This window comes from Paenibacillus sp. 19GGS1-52, from assembly GCF_022369515.1.
GTDB lineage: Bacteria > Bacillota > Bacilli > Paenibacillales > Paenibacillaceae > Paenibacillus_AQ.
Genome location: NZ_CP059724.1, coordinates 3,997,620 through 4,014,821, shown reverse-complemented (window position 1 = coordinate 4,014,821; position 17,202 = coordinate 3,997,620). Strand labels below are relative to the sequence as shown.

Genomic DNA, 17,202 nt, shown 5'->3' with positions numbered 1-17,202 from the left:
CATATCACCTCTTCATAGCTTAGGACAGGACGGGTATTGTTAACAATTTATGCAGAGTAGACAATCGTCATGCCAAGCTAGGAGGAAACCCATATAGCTACAGTGTCGCACGAAAGAAGGGAAAAGCAGTGAAGCAGATGAATCGTCGGACGGGATTTCGCGCCACAGCATACCTGATTAGCTTTGTAGTAGTCCTTTATGTCGCCGTATTTATGAGTACGCCTTTCATTGTGTATCAGCCGGGAAGTGCCTCGGAGGTAGCTCCTATGATTAAAGTGGAGAACGCAGATCCAGCTGAGCAGGGAACTTTTATGATGACTACGGTATCTGCCAGCTATGCGAATGTGGTATTACTAGCCGCGGCCCTGTTTAATTCCAATGCAGAGATTATTCGCAAAGAAACGCGGCTGGGCGATAAGTCGGAGGACGAATATGCAGCGGAGCAGGTCTATTATATGAGCAGTTCTCAGTCCTTTGCTGTGCAGGCTGCATATCACGCCGCTAATATTCCATACGAAGATGTTACGGAATATCTGTATGTATTTTCGGTTCCGGTGGAGAGCAATTCAGGACAATTTCAACCTGGCGACAAAATCATTAACGTAGACGCACAGGCAGTTACCGATCCAGAGGCCTTGTCGGCACTTCTGTCCAAAAGGCAGGTTGGGGAGAAAGTTGCTGTTACGTTACAACGTGCTGGCAAAGAGCTTAAAGAGCAAGTGACGCTTGTAGAGATCAAGAATAAAGACAACACTTCTGTCCGGCCGGGTCTTGGAGTTGCGATAGGCGCGGTGCAAAAAGTGCAAGCTAAGGAAGCAGGTAAGGAAGTCAGTTTTGTAGATACCGATGTAGGGGGCCCTTCCGCGGGTCTGATGTTCACAATGGAGATTTACAACCGGCTAACTCCTGGCGACTTGACTAAAGGACACAGAGTGGCAGGTACGGGTACCATTGATGCAGAGGGGAATGTTGGCGCCATTGGCGGAGTGAAGCATAAGATTGTCGCTGCGGACCGGAAGGGCGCGGAGATTTTTTTCGTGCCAGTTAAGAATTATGAAGAAGCTAAGGCAAAAGCAGACAAAATAGGCACAACGATGAAGCTAGTGCCTGTATCCACGTTGAGCGAGGCTCTGAAGTATATGCAGGAGCTTCCGGTCAAACCCTGACCGGAGGCTCTAAATAATCGCGGTATAGATCACCCCGCAGTGGATTAGCGAATGCTCCCGCATAAACGGTGCCTGCTTGCAGATCGCGTTCAAGCTGAGGATGGGAGCAAAGCGACGGCCGCATGACAACGGGCAGGGTAGCGCTTTGCTTCATTTGTTTTAGCAGTGTTCGCCCACTCTCGCGGAAGCCAAGAATGCGGATATATCCAGGTCCCTGTGCTAGAATGGGAGAGGCCAATTCTTCTTTAGAATGATTAAGCAGGACATGCAGCAGCAGGCGCTGCAGCCGGGTCTGGGTATAGCGCTTGCTCTTTAACAGAGTGAGTAGGCCTGTCACAGTGAATTGCTCTAGCTGCGGCATAAGACGCAGGATTCGATGCTCTAGGCCTTCGTTCATATCTTGCATCAATTGCAGCTCTGCGGCGCTGCGTGTGGTGAGAACATGCGCAAGTGGAGTTTGGAAATCCTCCAGCCCTAGCGGGCCTCTGCCAGCTGTGTGCTCACGCTCAAGTATAGATAAACTATAACTGGGCATATATGAAGCTGGGGAGCCGCCCTCCTGAAGCAGTTTGCGGATAGCTGTAGCACTGGCGATGGCTGAGCCTGTAGTCAGTGGATCATGGAAGCCAGCGCCCGTGCGTGGCACTGTCAAGGGCTGAATCTTGCTGTGCAGTCGCTGCAAAGATATTAAGTAATGTAAGCCGAGGCTGTTGTTCGGCTGGCGCAGCAGTTCACGGGCATCAAGGGGATTCTCCTCTTCAAGGAGAGAATCCTGCCAGGCAGAAGCCGCCGCCGCACTGTAGGCGGCGGGGAAGCTACTCCCGAGCGCCATGCGGCGGCGGATTTCGCCTTTAAGTTCGCTGCTCTCTTCGGCCAAGTACTTGGCCAGCGGCAGCAGCGAACCCAAATTGCCAGCTTCGGAGCCGAAGCACAGGCTGTCCACGACTCCGGTCGCTTCCAGCAGTGAAACCGCTCCGAAGGCGAACCATTCTGCCGGCTGGATGGCGTACGCCACCGGCAGCTCAATGACGAGGTCGGCGCCCATATGGAGCGCCATCTCTGTCCGGGCCTGCTTGCTTACCGCCGCCGGCTCGCCGCGCTGGGTGAAGGGGCCACTCATAATGACAATAGCCTTCTCCGCACCAGCCAGTCTTTTGGCCTCATGGAAATGGTGAACATGTCCGTTATGTAAAGGATTGTATTCAGCTACAATTCCGACTGTAGTCACAGTTGCTTCACTCCATCTTCTATAAAATATAGTATTATTAATAGTTATATCATAGTTCACCCTATTTCCAGAAATAATATAAAGGGAAAAGGGTTGACAAAGGTCAATATAAATAGGTATAATAAATTTTGTTTGTTTGGAGTGATAGTTATGAAAATGCAATTTCGCAAAATTGCGAATGCCGACGAGCCTTTGCTGATCCAAGATAGTCTGGATGTAAGCGAGGTTGTCAAAGGGCGCAAGGATATTCTGGCTGTTGCACCGCTCTCAGTGGACCTTAAAGCGCTGCCCGCAGGCACCGATTGTGTGCAAGTGGTGGGGAAACTGAGTGGAGATGTGGACATGATGTGTTCACGTTGTCTTACCGAGGTCAAGAGATACATGAACATTCCTTTTGCCGAGACTTTCAAGTGGCTTAAGCAGCCGGTTCTTCCGGAAGATGAAGATGGGGAACTCATTTACATCAAGGATGAGAGTGTGGATCTTATCCCGTATGTGGAAGAAAATTTCGTACTGCACTTACCGGATTCGGTATTGTGCAAGGCAGATTGTCTTGGTCTTTGTCAGAAATGCGGACAGAACTTGAACGAAGGCACCTGCAGTTGCGACAACACAGTGATCGATCCTCGACTCGCTGGGTTGAAAAACTTTTTTAAATGAAACATTGAATGAGACTAAGCACATCCTGCTGTCTAAGCAGGTTGAACGAAATACTGTATATAAGGAGGTGTATCACAAATGGCAGTACCTCAACGGAGAACATCCAAAACCCGCCGTGACAAACGCCGCACACACTTTAAGTTGGTTGTGCCGGGCATGGTGAAATGTGAACAATGCGGAGAGTTGAAACTAGCTCACCACGTATGCAAAGTTTGCGGAACTTACAAAGCAAGAGAAATTATCAAACAATAGTTCTGACAAGTTACGAATATATTTAAGAAGTAGCACTTCATCTGCCGGTGAGGTGCTATTTTTTTGCCGAATAGAGCGGTAACGAAGGCAAAGCTTTATTTTTGGTGCGGCATGCTTTATACTACATATTAGTACCTGGTTCTAAATAACATATATAACTTATAACATTAATAACGGCGGCCATTCTAGCGGCCGAGTGCTTTCATTAGCATGTGCCAGGAGGTGAGCCGCTATCGAGCGGATGTCCAAGAAAGAACGCCAGCAACAGTTGCTTCAAATCATCGGAGGCAATCCTTTCGTAACAGACCGGGAATTAACCCGTCAACTGAAGGTGAGCATTCAGACCATCCGGCTGGACCGAATGGAGCTGGGTATTCCTGAATTGCGAGAGCGTATGAAGCAAATGGCAGAGCATTCCTATGATCAGGTTCGCTCCTTGCCTGCGGATGAAGTAGTCGGAGATATTGTGGATTTACAGCTGGACAAGAGCGGAATTTCCATATTTGAAATTCGTGAGGACCATGTGTTTTCCAGAAACGGAATCGCCCGTGGTCACTATGTTTTCGCCCAAGCCAATTCACTTGCGGTTGCCATTATTAATGACGAGATTGCTCTGACAGCCTCCGCCGATATTCGCTTTGTACGTATGGTCCGTCTTGGAGAGAAATGTATTGCCAAAGCGCAAGTGCGCTCACTCGCAGGCCGGGGCGGCAAAGCTGAGGTAGATGTGTTTACGTATGTTGGTGAAGAGCTGGTATTTCAGGGTCATTTTATTGTATATCGGTCCGCAATTGAAGAATACAGTGAAGGGGGAAACCGTAGTGCTGATCGCCATTGACGCCATGGGCGGGGACAACGCTCCTGAATGCAATGTAGAGGGGGCGTTGTCCGCGGCCGCGGAGTGGAAGGACTTGCAGATTGTGCTTGTTGGTGATGAAGCCAGACTTGCGCCGCTGCTGAAGAATAAACCGACTAATGTGACAGTGCGACATGCAGGAGATGTTATCGGATCTGATGAGGAGCCTGTAAAGGCAGTCCGGCGGAAAAAGGATTCATCCATGGTCGTTGCCGGACGTATGGTTCGTGAAGGCGAAGCCGACGCGATGATTTCGTCTGGCAATACAGGTGCGCTTATGGCTACGGGGCTGCTCATAGTCGGAAGAATGCAGGGCATTGAACGCCCGGCACTGGCACCAATGATTCCGACACTGGATGATGTAGGTGTTCTGGCGCTGGATCTTGGCGCCAACATGGATGCCACTGCCCAGCATCTGGAACAATACGCACTTATGGGTAGTATTTATCGCCATAAAGTACATGGAATTGCTAAGCCGCGTGTGGGTTTGCTGAATGTGGGCACTGAACCTGGCAAGGGGAATGAACTGACCAAACAAGCTTATCCCCTGCTGGAGAGTTTGCCGGGCATAAATTTTGTCGGCAATGTGGAAGCTCGCGATGTGTTGACCGGGAACTGTGATGTGCTTGTCTGTGACGGTTTTGCCGGCAACATACTGCTGAAGACGTTGGAAGGCACGGCTGGTGCAATGTTTTCTTTGCTGAAGGAACAGTTTAGCCGTTCTCTTAAGACTAAGCTAGGTGCAGCACTGCTGATGCCAGAGCTTCGCAGCCTTAAAGGTAAGATGGATTATAAGGAGCACGGTGGAGCACCGCTGCTCGGTCTTAGTGGTCTAGTAGTGAAAGGGCATGGCTCTTCAGATGGGAATGCAGTTAAGAATGCAGTTAGACAAGCACGGATTGCGCTTCTGGCAGATCTTGTGCCAAGCATATCTAAGGAAATTAGCGGGAAGTGAGTGACAATATGAAACAGTTGCGGCCAGTTGGAATTATCGGTACAGGGAAATATGTTCCTGAGAAAATATTAACCAACAGTGATCTGGAGAAGATAGTAGATACGAATGACGAGTGGATTGTCAGCCGGACGGGTATTCGGGAACGGCACATTGCTGCTCCGCATGAAGCAACCTCTGATCTTGCGTATGAAGCTGCGATCAAAGCACTGGCATCTGCAGGCATGAATGCGGAAGAGCTGGATCTTATTATTATAGCAACAGTTACACCGGACAGTTCTTTTCCTTCTACCGCCTGCATATTGCAGGATAAGCTGGGTGCCAAAAACGCAGCAGCGTTTGACTTGTCGGCAGCATGCTCTGGCTTCGTCTACAGCTTGGCTACCGCGGTTGGATTTATTCAGAACGGAATGTACAACAATGCTCTGGTGATTGGTGCGGATACGTTGTCACGTATTACAGATTACACTGATCGCAATACATGTGTATTGTTTGGTGATGGTGCAGGTGCAGTGATTGTTGGAGAAGTTCCAGAAGGCCGTGGTTTCCAATCCTTCGATCTGGGTGCTGAAGGTTCAGGCGGACATCTGCTCAAGCTGGAAGCCGGCGGTTCTCGTCTGCCTGCCTCTGAGCAAACTGTAGCGGATAAGAAGCATTTCATTTATATGAACGGTCGTGACGTATTCAAGTTCGCCGTACGTATCATGGGCTCTGCCACAGAGCGCGTGCTCACCAAAGCGGGCCTGGTCAAAGAAGATATTGATCTGTTTGTACCGCATCAGGCGAACATCCGCATCATTCATTCTGCTATGCAGCGTCTGGATCTGCCTCCAGAGAAATGTGTAATCAATGTAGATAAATACGCCAATACTTCAGCGGCTTCAATACCGTTGGCTCTTGTAGAAGCAGCGGAAGAGGGACGCATGAAGGAAGGCGATACTGTGCTGATGGTCGGCTTCGGTGGCGGTCTCACATGGGGCGCAGCGGTTATCATCTGGTAGCAGGAAGGAGTTAATATTTATGGGTAAAATCGCATTTGTCTTTCCCGGTCAAGGTGCACAAGCCGTAGGTATGGGTAAGGATGTATATGATGCCTTGCCACACAGCCGTGCGGTGTTCGAGAAGGGCGATGAAGTGCTTGGCTTTCCGCTGAGCACGCTTATTTTTGAAGGTCCCGACAGTGAATTGAAGCAGACGGTGAATACACAGCCTGCTTTGGTTACAGCTAGTGTGGCTTATCTTGAGGCGCTGCGTGAACAAGGGGTGCAGCCGGATTATGTAGCTGGTCACAGTCTTGGTGAATACAGCGCGCTGGTAGCGGCAGGTGTTCTATCTTACGAGGATGCTGTCGCACTGGTGCGTCTGCGTGGACGTTTCATGGAAGAAGCTGTTCCAGGTGGCCTGGGGGCCATGGCAGCAGTGCTTGGCGCAGACCGTGAGGCCCTGGCGGAATTATGCCGCAGTGTTTCGGAAGAGACTGGTTCGGTAGAGCTGGCGAACATTAACTGCCCTGGGCAGATTGTTGTATCCGGTTCACTGGCTGGTGTAAACAGCGTTGTGCAGCGTGTCAAAGAGGCAGGTGGCAAACGGGCAATTCCGCTTGAAGTAAGCGGACCGTTTCACTCCTCTATGATGAAGGAGGCAGCGGATCGTTTGGCGGTTGAGCTTACGAAAGTAACCTTCAACACTCCGTCCGTGCCTGTTATCGTTAATGTCACAGCGTTACCCGTCACCGATCCTGAAGAAATCCGTGCGCTGCTTGTGCGTCAAGTCTATTCACCAGTTCTCTGGCAGGATAGTATTGAATGGCTGATAGCTGACGGTGTTGACACTTTTGTAGAGATTGGGTCCGGCAGTGTATTGACGGGGCTGATCCGCAAAATTGACAAAACCGTAAAGTTGATCAATATCAACAGCCTGGAGAATGCCCAAACTGCTTGGTAAGAGGATTAGCATGGGCTTGTATGCAGCATGATTGAAAGGGGATAAACAATGTTCTCAGCATTGCGGGGCCAAACGGCCCTCGTCACTGGTGCTTCACGCGGTATTGGCCGCAGTATAGCCTTGGCACTGGCGGAACGCGGCGTAAAAGTAGCTGTGAACTTCGCTGGAAATGAAGCTGCCGCTCAGGAAGTTGTAGCGCGTATTGTGGAGCTTGGCTCGGAAGGAATTGCACTTCGGGGCAATGTCGGTAATACTGAACAAGCGGATAGTCTAGTTAAAGAGGTTATGAACACTTGGGGCAAAATCGACATTCTCGTTAACAATGCCGGTATTACCCGGGATAATCTGATTATGCGCATGAAAGAAGAAGAGTTTGATCAGGTTATCGAAACCAATCTCAAAGGTGTGTTCAACTGTCTTAAGGCAGCCACACGTCCGATGATGAAACAGCGTTACGGACGGATCATTAACATTTCCTCTGTAGTGGGTGTCACAGGCAATCCTGGTCAGTCGAACTATTCGGCAGCCAAAGCGGGAATTATCGGTCTGACGAAGTCGGCAGCCCTTGAGCTGTCCTCACGGGGAATAACAGTTAACTGTATCGCTCCCGGCTTCATAGACACCGATATGACCAGCGAGCTGTCCGAGGAAGTCCGCAGTGAACTGACCAAACGAATTCCGCTTGCCCGTCTTGGACGGCCGGAGGATATCGCCATGGCCGTGTTATTCCTAGCTTCGGAAGGAGCAGCTTATATGACCGGCCAGACACTACACGTGGATGGCGGGATGTACATGTAAGCATTAGCCTAAGAGTTAAAATCTTTATAGGGGAAGGAATTGAGATGTTCAGAAGGCGTTTTTAACGCGAATATGGCATTTTGACCTCATATCTCGTATAATACCAAAAGAGGAGGTGAACCGGATGTCCGATGTATTAGAGCGTGTAACACGTATCGTCATCGACCGCTTAGGTGCCGATGAAGCTGAGGTAACATTAGAAGCGTCTTTCAAAGATGATTTAGGTGCTGATTCTCTTGATGTAGTAGAATTGGTTATGGAATTGGAAGATGAATTTGATATGGAAATCTCTGATGAAGATGCAGAGACGATTACGACCGTGGGTGAAGTTGTGAAGTACATACAATCTCATACCTAGAGTCCTATGATTGAGAGTCCCGTTCTTTGCTAAGGCGGGGCTTCTCCTCATTTTTACGGTGCAAATGATTGACCAAAGGGTGTGTTTCTTTGCCCCTTTAGTGGGAAAATAACAGGATCACTGATGGGTAAACCATGTGGTGACTGCAGTTTATATAGTATTAATTCGCAGTAAATAATTTCAGTATGTTAAAGTACAGCCTACAGATGGGGTGATTGCGTTTGAGTCATAGAGTGGTTGTTACCGGTATGGGCGTAGTGACGTCGCTGGGTAAGGATTTGGAAACGTTTTGGGGTAACCTGATGAGTGGCAAATCCGGTGTATCATTGGTTGAAGCCTTTGATGTCAGTGAATATACTACGCGAATAGCATCTTCTGTTACAGATTTTGATCCTGAAGCGATGTTTGGTCGCAAGGAAGCTCGTAAAATGGACCGTTTCGTACAGTTTGCTGTGTCTGCTGGTGAAGACGCGCTGAAGGATAGCGGCCTTACAATCGGTACAGATATTGATGCAGAGAGAATTGGCGTATCCGTTGGCTCAGGTATTGGCGGACTTGGCACATGGGAAGACAATCATAATATATTGCTGGAGAAGGGTCCCAAGCGTGTCAGCCCTTTCTTTATTCCTATGATGATTGCTAATATGGGTTCTGGACAGCTGTCCATTAACCTGGGTGCCAAGGGTCCTAATACGACTATGGTTACAGCTTGTGCAACAGGTACCCATTCCATAGGGGAATCATTTCGTTTTATCCAGCGCGGTGATGCAGATGCAATGATCTGCGGCGGTGCGGAAGCAACGATTCGTCCTACTGGCATGGCCGGGTTTTGTGCAATGAGAGCAATGTCTACTCGTAACGAGGAGCCGGAGAAGGCCAGTCGTCCGTTTGATGTCGATCGTGATGGTTTCGTCATGGGTGAAGGAGCGGGAATTCTGGTTCTGGAATCGCTTGAGCATGCACAACAGCGCGGAGCAAGAATTTATGCTGAAGTGATTGGGTATGGACTTAGCGGAGATGCTCATCACATGACTGAACCTGATCCGGATGGTGCGGCTCGCTGCATGAAGATGGCGATTCGTGATGCCGGGATTGCTGCAGAAGATATTGATTACATTAATGCACATGGTACTTCAACACCTGTAGGCGATAAGTCAGAGACGCTTGCTGTCAAGAAAGCCTTGGGAGACCATGCGTATAAGGTAGCGATCAGCTCGACGAAATCGATGACCGGGCATTTGCTAGGAGCTGCTGGTGGAGTGGAAGCTATTATATGCGGACTATCCCTCCAAAAAGGGATGATTGCACCAACAATCAATCTAGACAATCCTGATCCGGAATGCGATTTGGATTATGTACCAAATGTGCCGCGTGAAGCGGATCTAAACATTGTCATGTCGAATTCCTTCGGATTCGGTGGACATAACGCCACAGTTATTTTAAAAAAATATAATCAGTAAGGGGACAGCGCGGTGAAAGGCGACTTGAAGCAATTACAAGTTCAACTTCATATCCAATTTCGCGATTCTGTACTTCTAAAGCAAGCCTTTACCCATGCATCCTATGTGAATGAACACCGTTTCAATCAGCATCAGGACAATGAACGCCTTGAGTTTCTCGGCGATGCTGTGCTGGAGCTTACGGTTTCTGAATATTTGTACAATCTTCTGCCGGACAGGCCTGAAGGTGAACTGACCAAGCTGCGGGCAGCTATTGTGTGTGAGCCTTCGCTGGTCAGATTCGCTGAAAGCCTGGGTTTCGGCCGTTATGTACTGCTGGGTAAAGGGGAAGAACTTACGGGCGGACGTACTCGCCCGGCTCTGCTGGCTGATGTGTTTGAATCCTTCGTGGGAGCGCTTTATCTCGATCAAGGACTGGAAACGGTACGCGGGTTTCTTGATAATCACGTATTTCCGCTTGTGGAGACAGATGGTAAGCTGCAAATGCAGATGACCGACTACAAGACGGAGCTGCAGGAGCTGATTCAGCATCACAGCATGGGTACGCTGGAATATCGGATCATTGAAGAACGGGGACCGGCGCATGAGCGTGAATTCGTCTCTGAAGTGTATATGGCCAGCCGTTCACTAGGTAGTGGAAGCGGGCGCTCCAAGAAGGAAGCAGAACAACAAGCGGCGGCGGCAGCATTGCTGCTGCTGAAGGAAGACGGCGCCTGAGAATTTTATTGTCTTGGGAGTAAGTCAAGCTAGAGGAGAAAAGCAGCAATGGTCTGAGTGTCGCCATTTGGCGGAGGTCAGACTGTTGCTGCTCTTTTTCGAAATATAAGGATAAAGTATACTGTGAAATTATACTTTATCCTTATATTTTTACTTAAATAAATCAGTAGGTTCATCGTCTTGAGTGCTATTTTAGGGCAACGAACGCTATGTTATAATGGGTCTGAGGTGATTGGCGAGTTATGTTTTTGAAACGGATTGAATTAGCTGGCTTTAAATCGTTTGCCGACAAAACGGAAATGGAATTTGTGCGTGGAATTACAGCCGTAGTAGGTCCGAACGGAAGCGGCAAAAGCAATATTTCGGATGGCATCCGTTGGGTGCTGGGCGAACAGAGCGCCAAATCTTTGCGCGGCGGCAAGATGGAGGATATTATTTTTGCCGGTAGTGACGCTCGCAAAGCAGTGAATGTAAGTGAAGTCTCGCTAACGCTCGATAATGAAGATCACACGCTTCCGCTGGATTTCAGCGAAGTGACGGTCACTCGGCGTGTTCACCGCAGCGGAGAGAGTGAGTACTTAATCAACAAGCAAGCCTGCCGTCTGAAGGATATCACAGAGCTGTTTATGGATACGGGTATCGGGCGTGAGGCTTATTCTATTATTGGGCAAGGCCGGATTGAAGAAATACTTAGTACCCGTTCTGAAGACCGGCGGGGGATCTTTGAAGAGGCTTCAGGAATTGTGAAATATAAATCGCGCAAAAAGGATGCCGGACGCAAGCTGGAGGATACAGAACAGAACCTGTTGCGTATCCATGATTTGATCAGTGAGCTGGAGGATCAGGTCGGACCGCTAAAGGATCAATCTGAGAAGGCAGTGCGTTTCAAGGAACTGCGTCAACAGCTGAAGCAACTGGAGATCTCAGTGTATGTGCACCAGATCGAAGGGATACATACGGCTTGGCAGGAAGGTAATGCCAAGCTTGTGACATTGCGGAATGAACAGCTCGAACTGTCAACCATTGTGTCAGCGCATGATGCCAAGCTGGAAAGCGGACGTTCTGCTCTGCGGACACTGGAAGCGCAGATAGAACAGCAGCAAGAACAGCTGCTGCGGTATATTGAAGCTTATGAGAAAAGCGAAGGTTATGGTGAGCTGCTGAAGGAACGCAGACGTAATCTGGAGAATAATCGCGAGCAACTGCTGCTAACGGTTGGTTCTGTGGGTGAGCGTTCGGCGGATCGACTGCGTGAGTTAACGGATCTGGAGCTTAAGCTTACACAATCCCGTACAGCACTTGTCGAGCTGAGAAAGCAGCTGGCTGACGAGGAAACAAGGCTGGAAGGTGTAGCTGACGGCATCAGCCAGAGCCGGGAAGAGAAGCTGAAGAGCGCACTCTTGGAGCTGATGAACCTGATGGCTGGAGCGCGTAACGAAATTCGTTACGCAGACCAGCAGAAGGAGAATCTGGAGCGCCGCATGAGCCGCAGTGAAGAAGAGGGCGATAAGTGGACAGTTCGCCGCGGAGAATTGTCTGCGGCCGAGAAGGGGCTCAAGGACAAGATAGCACTGCTCGGCAAGGAGCTGGGAGCTCTGCGCGGTGCCTATATCTCGGAGAGTGAGCAGCTCACCAAGAGACAGAAGCTGCTGGAGGAGACGCAATCTGGTCTGCGTAAATGGGAACAGAAGCGTGAAGCACAGGTCTCCCGCCACGAGACTATGAAGGAAATGCAGGATGACTTTGACGGCTTCATGCTTGGGGTTAAGGAAGTGCTTAAGGGCGCACGCAAAGGGCAGTTGAACGGGGTGCATGGCGCTGTTGCCGAGCTGATCTCTGTCCCAGAGAAGCTGGAGCTTGCTATGGAGACTGCGCTCGGCGCGTCGCTTCAGCATGTCGTCATGGAGAATGAGTCTGTGTCACGCCAGGCGATTGCTTTTTTGAAGCAGCGTCAATTAGGAAGAGCTACCTTTCTCCCGCTTGACGTGATCCGGCCTCGGCAAATTTCCAGCAGCGATCGTGGATTGGTGGGGGACGCTGAAGGGTTTGTAGGTATTGGTTCCGATTTAGTAGGTTTCGACGATAAATATGCAAGTATTGTCGGCAGTCTGCTCGGAAATGTTGTTATAGCCGAAAGTCTTGAGCAGGCTAATCGTATTGCGGCTAAATGTCAGTACCGCTTTCGCGTGGTAACACTTGAAGGTGATGTGGTTAATGCCGGAGGTTCGATGACCGGAGGTAGCCAGCACAAGAAGAGCAACAGTCTATTAAGCCGTAAGCGCCAGCTGGATCAATTGAGTGATGAGATTGAAGAAAGCGAAAGCCAGATTGCGAAGCTGAATCAGAGCATAACGCGTCTCCGTGAGGAGCAAGAGAACGCCACGGTGAAGCTGGAAACGTTGCGTCGTGATGGAGACGAGAAACGTCTGGAAGAGCAGCGGGTTTCGGGCGACCTGAAGCAGCTGGAGCAAGAGCTGCGCCATGTGCTTGAGCAAGTAGAGAGCGCGGGCGCGGAACGCAGCAGCTTTGAGAGCGAGGTCCGTGGACTTGAAGAGTCGAGGAAGTTGGCTACTACCGAGCTTGAACGCTTGGTGAAGGAAGAGAAGGAAGCCCATGAGGAAATCCGGAACGCCGAATCTGCGCGGAAGGCCAATGAATCTGCCAAAGAAGAGCTGCAAGGCAAGCTGACTGGGATGAAGGTTGCGGAAGGCAAGCTAGATCAGGAGATTTTTTCCCTTGAGGAGCAACTGCGGCGTTTAAGACAGGATGTTGGCTCACAGGATAAAGAGCTGCGCCAGAACCGCAGCTTGTTGGATACAATAGAACAGGACTTAGTCAATAATACGTTGGAAGCGGTACAGCAGAAGGAAAGTCTGAACAGCAACCGCCTTAAGAAGGAAGCAACCTCTGGTACGCTTGATTTGGCAAGAGCAGAGCGATCAGCATTAACGCGTAAGCTGGAGCTGGCAGAAGGTGAGACGAAAGACCAACGGCAGGCACTGCGAGTGGTCGAGGACAAGCTGCGTTCTACTGAGGTTTCTGTGGGCAGACTTGATGTTGAGCTGGATAATATTTTGCGCAAGCTGAGTGAGGATTATGAACTTAGCTATGAGCTGGCGAAGCAGCGTTATCCTGTGCCTGAGGATGTGCCCGCCGCTCAAGCGGATGTACAGCGACTCAAACGTAGTATTTCCGCATTGGGTGAGGTTAATCTAGGAGCAATTGAGGAATACCAGCGCGTACATGAGCGCTTTACATTTCTTAGTGGTCAAAAGGATGATCTGGTCGAGGCCAAGACAACACTGTATCATGTGATCCATGAAATGGAAGAGGAAATGTCCAAACGCTTTAAGCAGACCTTTGATGCCATTCGCCGCGAATTCGGTACGGTGTTCTCGAAGCTGTTCGGCGGCGGACGGGCAGACCTCATGCTGCTGGACCCGGAACATATGCTGGATACAGGCATAGATATTGTGGCTCAGCCTCCTGGCAAAAAACTGCAAAATCTACAGCTGCTCTCTGGTGGAGAACGCGCATTGACCGCTATGGCTCTATTGTTTGCCATCCTCCAGGTAAAGCCGGTTCCTTTCTGTGTACTGGATGAGGTTGAGGCGGCCTTGGATGAAGCTAATGTGGTACGTTTCGCGCAGTATCTGCGCGAGTTCTCCGAGCAGACACAGTTTATTGTAGTTACACATCGCAAAGGAACTATGGAGGAAGCGGATGTGTTATACGGTGTAACGATGGAAGAGGGCGGCGTATCCAAGCTCGTCTCCGTCCGTTTAGAGGATGAAGAGGCAGAAATAGCATAAGTGATTGTAGCGTATGCTTACGAGGCAGTTTTGTACGAAGTAGTTCTATGAAGTGATGCTAACAAAACTTAGCGTATGCTTACGAGGCAGTTTTATTGCGAAGAATGCCAGGGAGTAAATGCTCCATAAAACTTTAGGAGGAACAAAATGAGCTTTTTTAGAAAGTTGAAGGAAAGCATCTCCGGCAAGACGGAGAGTGTAACCAAACAATTTCGAGACGGTCTGGAGAAAACTCGTAAAGGACTTGTCGAAAAGGTGTCTGACCTTATTATCCGCCGCAAAAAAATAGATGAAGAGTTCTACGAAGAGCTGGAAGAGATTCTGATTGGTGCTGACGTCGGCGTAAATACAGTTATGAAGCTTGTTGAGGAACTGCGTACAGAAGTGAAACAGCAGCGGATTGAGGATGCGACTGAGCTACAACCGATTCTGTCCCGCAAGCTGATGGAGCTGCTGCGCGGAGATGATGATAACCGCTTGAATGAGAATCCAGATGGACTTACCGTTATTCTATTCGTTGGTGTTAACGGGGTCGGCAAGACGACCACAATTGGCAAACTGGCTCACCGCTATAAGCAAGAGGGTAAAAAGGTTCTGCTGGCTGCAGGTGATACTTTCCGTGCTGGTGCAATTGAGCAGTTGGAAGTGTGGGGCCAGCGTGCCGGAGTAGATGTGATCAAGCAGCAGTCGGGTTCTGACCCGGCAGCAGTAATGTTCGATGCGCTGCAAGCGGCTAAGCAACGTAATGTTGATATACTGATCTGTGATACGGCTGGCAGACTGCAGAACAAAAGCAACCTTATGGAAGAGCTGAATAAGATCTTTCGTGTCATTCAACGGGAAATCCCTAGTGCTCCGCATGAGGTTCTTATGGTTTTGGATGCGACTACTGGACAGAATGCGCTTACTCAGGCTAAGCTTTTTGGCGAGAAGAGTGGGGTTACCGGTCTCGTGCTGACCAAGCTGGACGGCACAGCCAAAGGTGGTATTGTTATTGCCATTCGTCAGGAAATGAATCTACCCGTAAAGCTTGTGGGCTTGGGTGAGAAAATTGATGATTTACAGGTGTTCGATTCTCAGCAGTTCGTGCATGCCCTATTCGCAGGGTTGATTGCTGAGACAGCAGAATCAGAGGAATAGAAATATTACCTGCAAAAAGCAGCAAGCACTCATTAACTGGAGGCTTGCTGCTTTTTTGTTATTCCAAAAATAATATTATTATACTATTTCAATATATGAAAAATTCATAATAGTAATGCTTGTCAACTCTCTAGCATACAATTTTATGTATTGTCTATTTCTATGCTCCTGCAAACTACGAAATAGAGAAAGGAAGCGATTACAGAGTGTAAGATGGTTCAGAAACTCCATTTTGCTGTTATATATATTGACATGAACATTATCATTTTCGTATGATGAGGGTATAAATCAATATTTTTATGGTTAATAATCTTGATTTTAAGTGTTATTTGTTACTAAACATTACTTGTTATCCGAAAGGAGTCGGGCTCATGTCAAAAATAGATCCTTTACCCGGTCTGTCTCCGTACCCGCTACAGGACTTTTTCGATGAAATGTATGCTGATGAACGGAATGTCAGACCTCATTACAAACATGTGAACCGCATGTTTTCCGGGATGAGCCCCGAAGAGCTGCAAGCCAAGCAGAATATGATGCAGCGACGAATGATGGAAGAAGGTATTACCTTTACATTATACAATCCGGCACAGGACCAGCCGATGGAACGTACCATTCCTTTCGACATGATTCCCCGGATTATTCCCAAAGATGAGTGGGAAAGGCTTGAAGCCGGCATCATTCAACGCATTACTGCATTGAATTTATTCATTCACGATATCTATCATGAGCAGTACATTGTTAAGGATGGAATTGTACCGCGGCGCATGATTATCTCTAATTGTTATTTTCGGCCAGAGATGGCTGGTTTACGAGTTCCCGGTGGAGCTTATGTAAATACCTCGGGAATTGATCTAATCCGCCATCATGACGGTCAATATTATGTACTTGAAGACAATTTGCGAACTCCTTCAGGATTCTCTTATCTCTTTAAAGGCAGATCGATGATGAATCAGTTGTTTCCGGAATTGTCATTTGCCAGCTCAATTCGCGATGTGGATCATAGTCTGAATCAATTCCTGTCGGTGCTGCGCAGTCTTTCCCCAACACGCACTTCCGATCCGGTAATTGCACTATTGACTCCAGGAGAATATAATTCCGCCTATTATGAGCATGCTTTTCTGGCTCAACAAATGGGCATCCATTTGGTTGAAGGCCGCGATCTGGTGACGAAGGATCATAAGATTTATCTTAAAGAAATGAATGGACTGCGCCGCGTAGATGTATTGTACCGCCGTCTGGACGATGATTTTATTGATCCGCTCGCTTTTCAACCGAATTCGCTGCTTGGGGTAGCGGGGTTGATGAATGCCTATAGGGCTGGAAACATAGCGATAGCGAATGCGCCCGGAACAGGTGTAGCAGATGACAAAGCCATGTATGTATACGTACCGGACATGATACGTTATTACCTTAATGAAGAACCAATACTTGGAAATGTTCCAACTTATTTGTTATCCAGAGTACAAGAACGCCAATATGTGCTGGACCATCTACCGGAAATGGTAGTTAAGGAAACCTCGCTATCCGGAGGTTACGGGATGTTGATTGGTAGTGAGGCAACCAAGGAAGATCTCGCAGAGTTCCGGTTAAAGATTCTTGCTGATCCGGAGCGTTATATCGCCCAGCCGATTATGTCTCTCTCTAGAGCCCCTGTATTGTCAGGAGGAACGATGACACCGCGTCATATTGATCTAAGAGCTTTCGTATTAATGGGTGCTGACCGCAAACCGCATGTTATCCCCGGAGGGTTAACACGAGTGGCAATGAGAGAAGGGTCACTGGTTGTCAATTCTTCTCAAGGAGGCGGAGTTAAGGATACATGGGTAATGGCCTGACACTGCCTAGCGAGTTTGCTGACA

Annotated in this window: 15 protein-coding genes; 14 read left to right on the top strand and 1 reads right to left on the bottom strand. The window is 48.8% G+C overall.

Features of this window, described 5'->3' with window-relative positions:
• The first annotated feature begins 128 nt into the window (after nt 1-128).
• A complete protein-coding gene (locus H1230_RS18755; RefSeq protein WP_239711435.1) occupies nt 129-1,166 on the top strand; it encodes a SepM family pheromone-processing serine protease in 1,038 nt (345 codons plus the stop codon).
• Here H1230_RS18755 and H1230_RS18750 read toward each other — a convergent pair.
• Complete coding sequence (locus tag H1230_RS18750; protein ID WP_239711434.1) at nt 1,156-2,394, bottom strand: nucleotidyltransferase; 1,239 nt, start codon at nt 2,392-2,394, stop codon at nt 1,156-1,158. The genes H1230_RS18755 and H1230_RS18750 overlap by 11 nt on opposite strands.
• A 150-nt stretch (nt 2,395-2,544) precedes the next feature.
• Here H1230_RS18750 and H1230_RS18745 point away from each other — a divergent pair, with 150 nt between their 5' ends.
• The 13 genes from H1230_RS18745 (at nt 2,545) to H1230_RS18685 (ending at nt 17,178) form a co-directional block, all read left to right on the top strand.
• Entirely contained in the window at nt 2,545-3,054 is a 510-nt protein-coding gene (locus H1230_RS18745; RefSeq protein ID WP_239711433.1) for a YceD family protein, read from the top strand.
• A 78-nt stretch (nt 3,055-3,132) separates the two neighbouring features.
• Nucleotides 3,133-3,306 carry a 50S ribosomal protein L32 gene (rpmF, locus tag H1230_RS18740; RefSeq protein WP_019911234.1) on the top strand — a complete coding sequence of 58 codons (174 nt, stop codon included), beginning with the start codon at nt 3,133-3,135 and terminating at the stop codon, nt 3,304-3,306.
• 241 nt (nt 3,307-3,547) lie between these two features.
• Entirely contained in the window at nt 3,548-4,144 is a 597-nt protein-coding gene (fapR, locus tag H1230_RS18735; protein ID WP_239711432.1) for a transcription factor FapR, read from the top strand.
• Nucleotides 4,128-5,117, top strand: coding sequence for a phosphate acyltransferase PlsX (gene plsX, locus H1230_RS18730; RefSeq protein ID WP_239711431.1), 990 nt, complete (start codon nt 4,128-4,130; stop codon nt 5,115-5,117). Before fapR ends, plsX begins: the two co-directional genes overlap by 17 nt.
• 8 nt (nt 5,118-5,125) lie before the next feature.
• Nucleotides 5,126-6,115: a beta-ketoacyl-ACP synthase III gene (locus tag H1230_RS18725; RefSeq protein WP_239711430.1), complete on the top strand. Its 990-nt coding sequence runs from the start codon at nt 5,126-5,128 to the stop codon at nt 6,113-6,115.
• 19 nt (nt 6,116-6,134) lie between these two features.
• Nucleotides 6,135-7,058: an ACP S-malonyltransferase gene (fabD, locus tag H1230_RS18720; RefSeq protein ID WP_239711429.1), complete on the top strand. Its 924-nt coding sequence runs from the start codon at nt 6,135-6,137 to the stop codon at nt 7,056-7,058.
• Between the two features lie 48 nt (nt 7,059-7,106).
• On the top strand, nt 7,107-7,856 hold the full coding sequence (gene fabG, locus H1230_RS18715) for a 3-oxoacyl-[acyl-carrier-protein] reductase (protein ID WP_239711428.1): 750 nt from the start codon (nt 7,107-7,109) through the stop codon (nt 7,854-7,856).
• A gap of 124 nt (nt 7,857-7,980) precedes the next feature.
• The gene (locus tag H1230_RS18710; RefSeq protein ID WP_154120704.1) at nt 7,981-8,214 is read left to right on the top strand and encodes an acyl carrier protein; all 234 of its coding nucleotides are present in this window, start codon (nt 7,981-7,983) and stop codon (nt 8,212-8,214) included.
• A 221-nt stretch (nt 8,215-8,435) separates the two neighbouring features.
• Nucleotides 8,436-9,674, top strand: coding sequence for a beta-ketoacyl-ACP synthase II (gene fabF, locus H1230_RS18705; RefSeq protein WP_239711427.1), 1,239 nt, complete (start codon nt 8,436-8,438; stop codon nt 9,672-9,674).
• Nucleotides 9,675-9,686: 12 nt separating this feature from the next.
• Nucleotides 9,687-10,391 (top strand): ribonuclease III, encoded by a 705-nt coding sequence (rnc, locus tag H1230_RS18700; RefSeq protein ID WP_239711426.1) that lies wholly within the window; start codon nt 9,687-9,689, stop codon nt 10,389-10,391.
• 242 nt (nt 10,392-10,633) lie between these two features.
• Nucleotides 10,634-14,203: a chromosome segregation protein SMC gene (gene smc / locus H1230_RS18695; RefSeq protein ID WP_239711425.1), complete on the top strand. Its 3,570-nt coding sequence runs from the start codon at nt 10,634-10,636 to the stop codon at nt 14,201-14,203.
• Nucleotides 14,204-14,350: 147 nt separating this feature from the next.
• The gene (gene ftsY, locus H1230_RS18690; protein WP_239711424.1) at nt 14,351-15,343 is read left to right on the top strand and encodes a signal recognition particle-docking protein FtsY; all 993 of its coding nucleotides are present in this window, start codon (nt 14,351-14,353) and stop codon (nt 15,341-15,343) included.
• 371 nt (nt 15,344-15,714) lie between these two features.
• On the top strand, nt 15,715-17,178 hold the full coding sequence (locus H1230_RS18685; RefSeq protein WP_239711423.1) for a circularly permuted type 2 ATP-grasp protein: 1,464 nt from the start codon (nt 15,715-15,717) through the stop codon (nt 17,176-17,178).
• The last annotated feature ends 24 nt before the right edge of the window (nt 17,179-17,202 follow it).

Excerpts from the sequence above, each read along its gene's own strand:
- smc (WP_239711425.1), top strand. The coding sequence starts at position 10,634 with ATGTTTTTGAAACGGATTGAATTAGCTGGCTTTAAATCGTTTGCCGAC.
- H1230_RS18685 (WP_239711423.1), top strand. The coding sequence starts at position 15,715 with ATGTCAAAAATAGATCCTTTACCCGGTCTGTCTCCGTACCCGCTACAG.
- H1230_RS18745 (WP_239711433.1), top strand. The coding sequence starts at position 2,545 with ATGAAAATGCAATTTCGCAAAATTGCGAATGCCGACGAGCCTTTGCTG.
- ftsY (WP_239711424.1), top strand. The coding sequence starts at position 14,351 with ATGAGCTTTTTTAGAAAGTTGAAGGAAAGCATCTCCGGCAAGACGGAG.
- fabD (WP_239711429.1), top strand. The coding sequence starts at position 6,135 with ATGGGTAAAATCGCATTTGTCTTTCCCGGTCAAGGTGCACAAGCCGTA.
- fabG (WP_239711428.1), top strand. The coding sequence starts at position 7,107 with ATGTTCTCAGCATTGCGGGGCCAAACGGCCCTCGTCACTGGTGCTTCA.
- rpmF (WP_019911234.1), top strand. The coding sequence starts at position 3,133 with ATGGCAGTACCTCAACGGAGAACATCCAAAACCCGCCGTGACAAACGC.
- fapR (WP_239711432.1), top strand. The coding sequence starts at position 3,548 with ATGTCCAAGAAAGAACGCCAGCAACAGTTGCTTCAAATCATCGGAGGC.
- H1230_RS18710 (WP_154120704.1), top strand. The coding sequence starts at position 7,981 with ATGTCCGATGTATTAGAGCGTGTAACACGTATCGTCATCGACCGCTTA.
- H1230_RS18725 (WP_239711430.1), top strand. The coding sequence starts at position 5,126 with ATGAAACAGTTGCGGCCAGTTGGAATTATCGGTACAGGGAAATATGTT.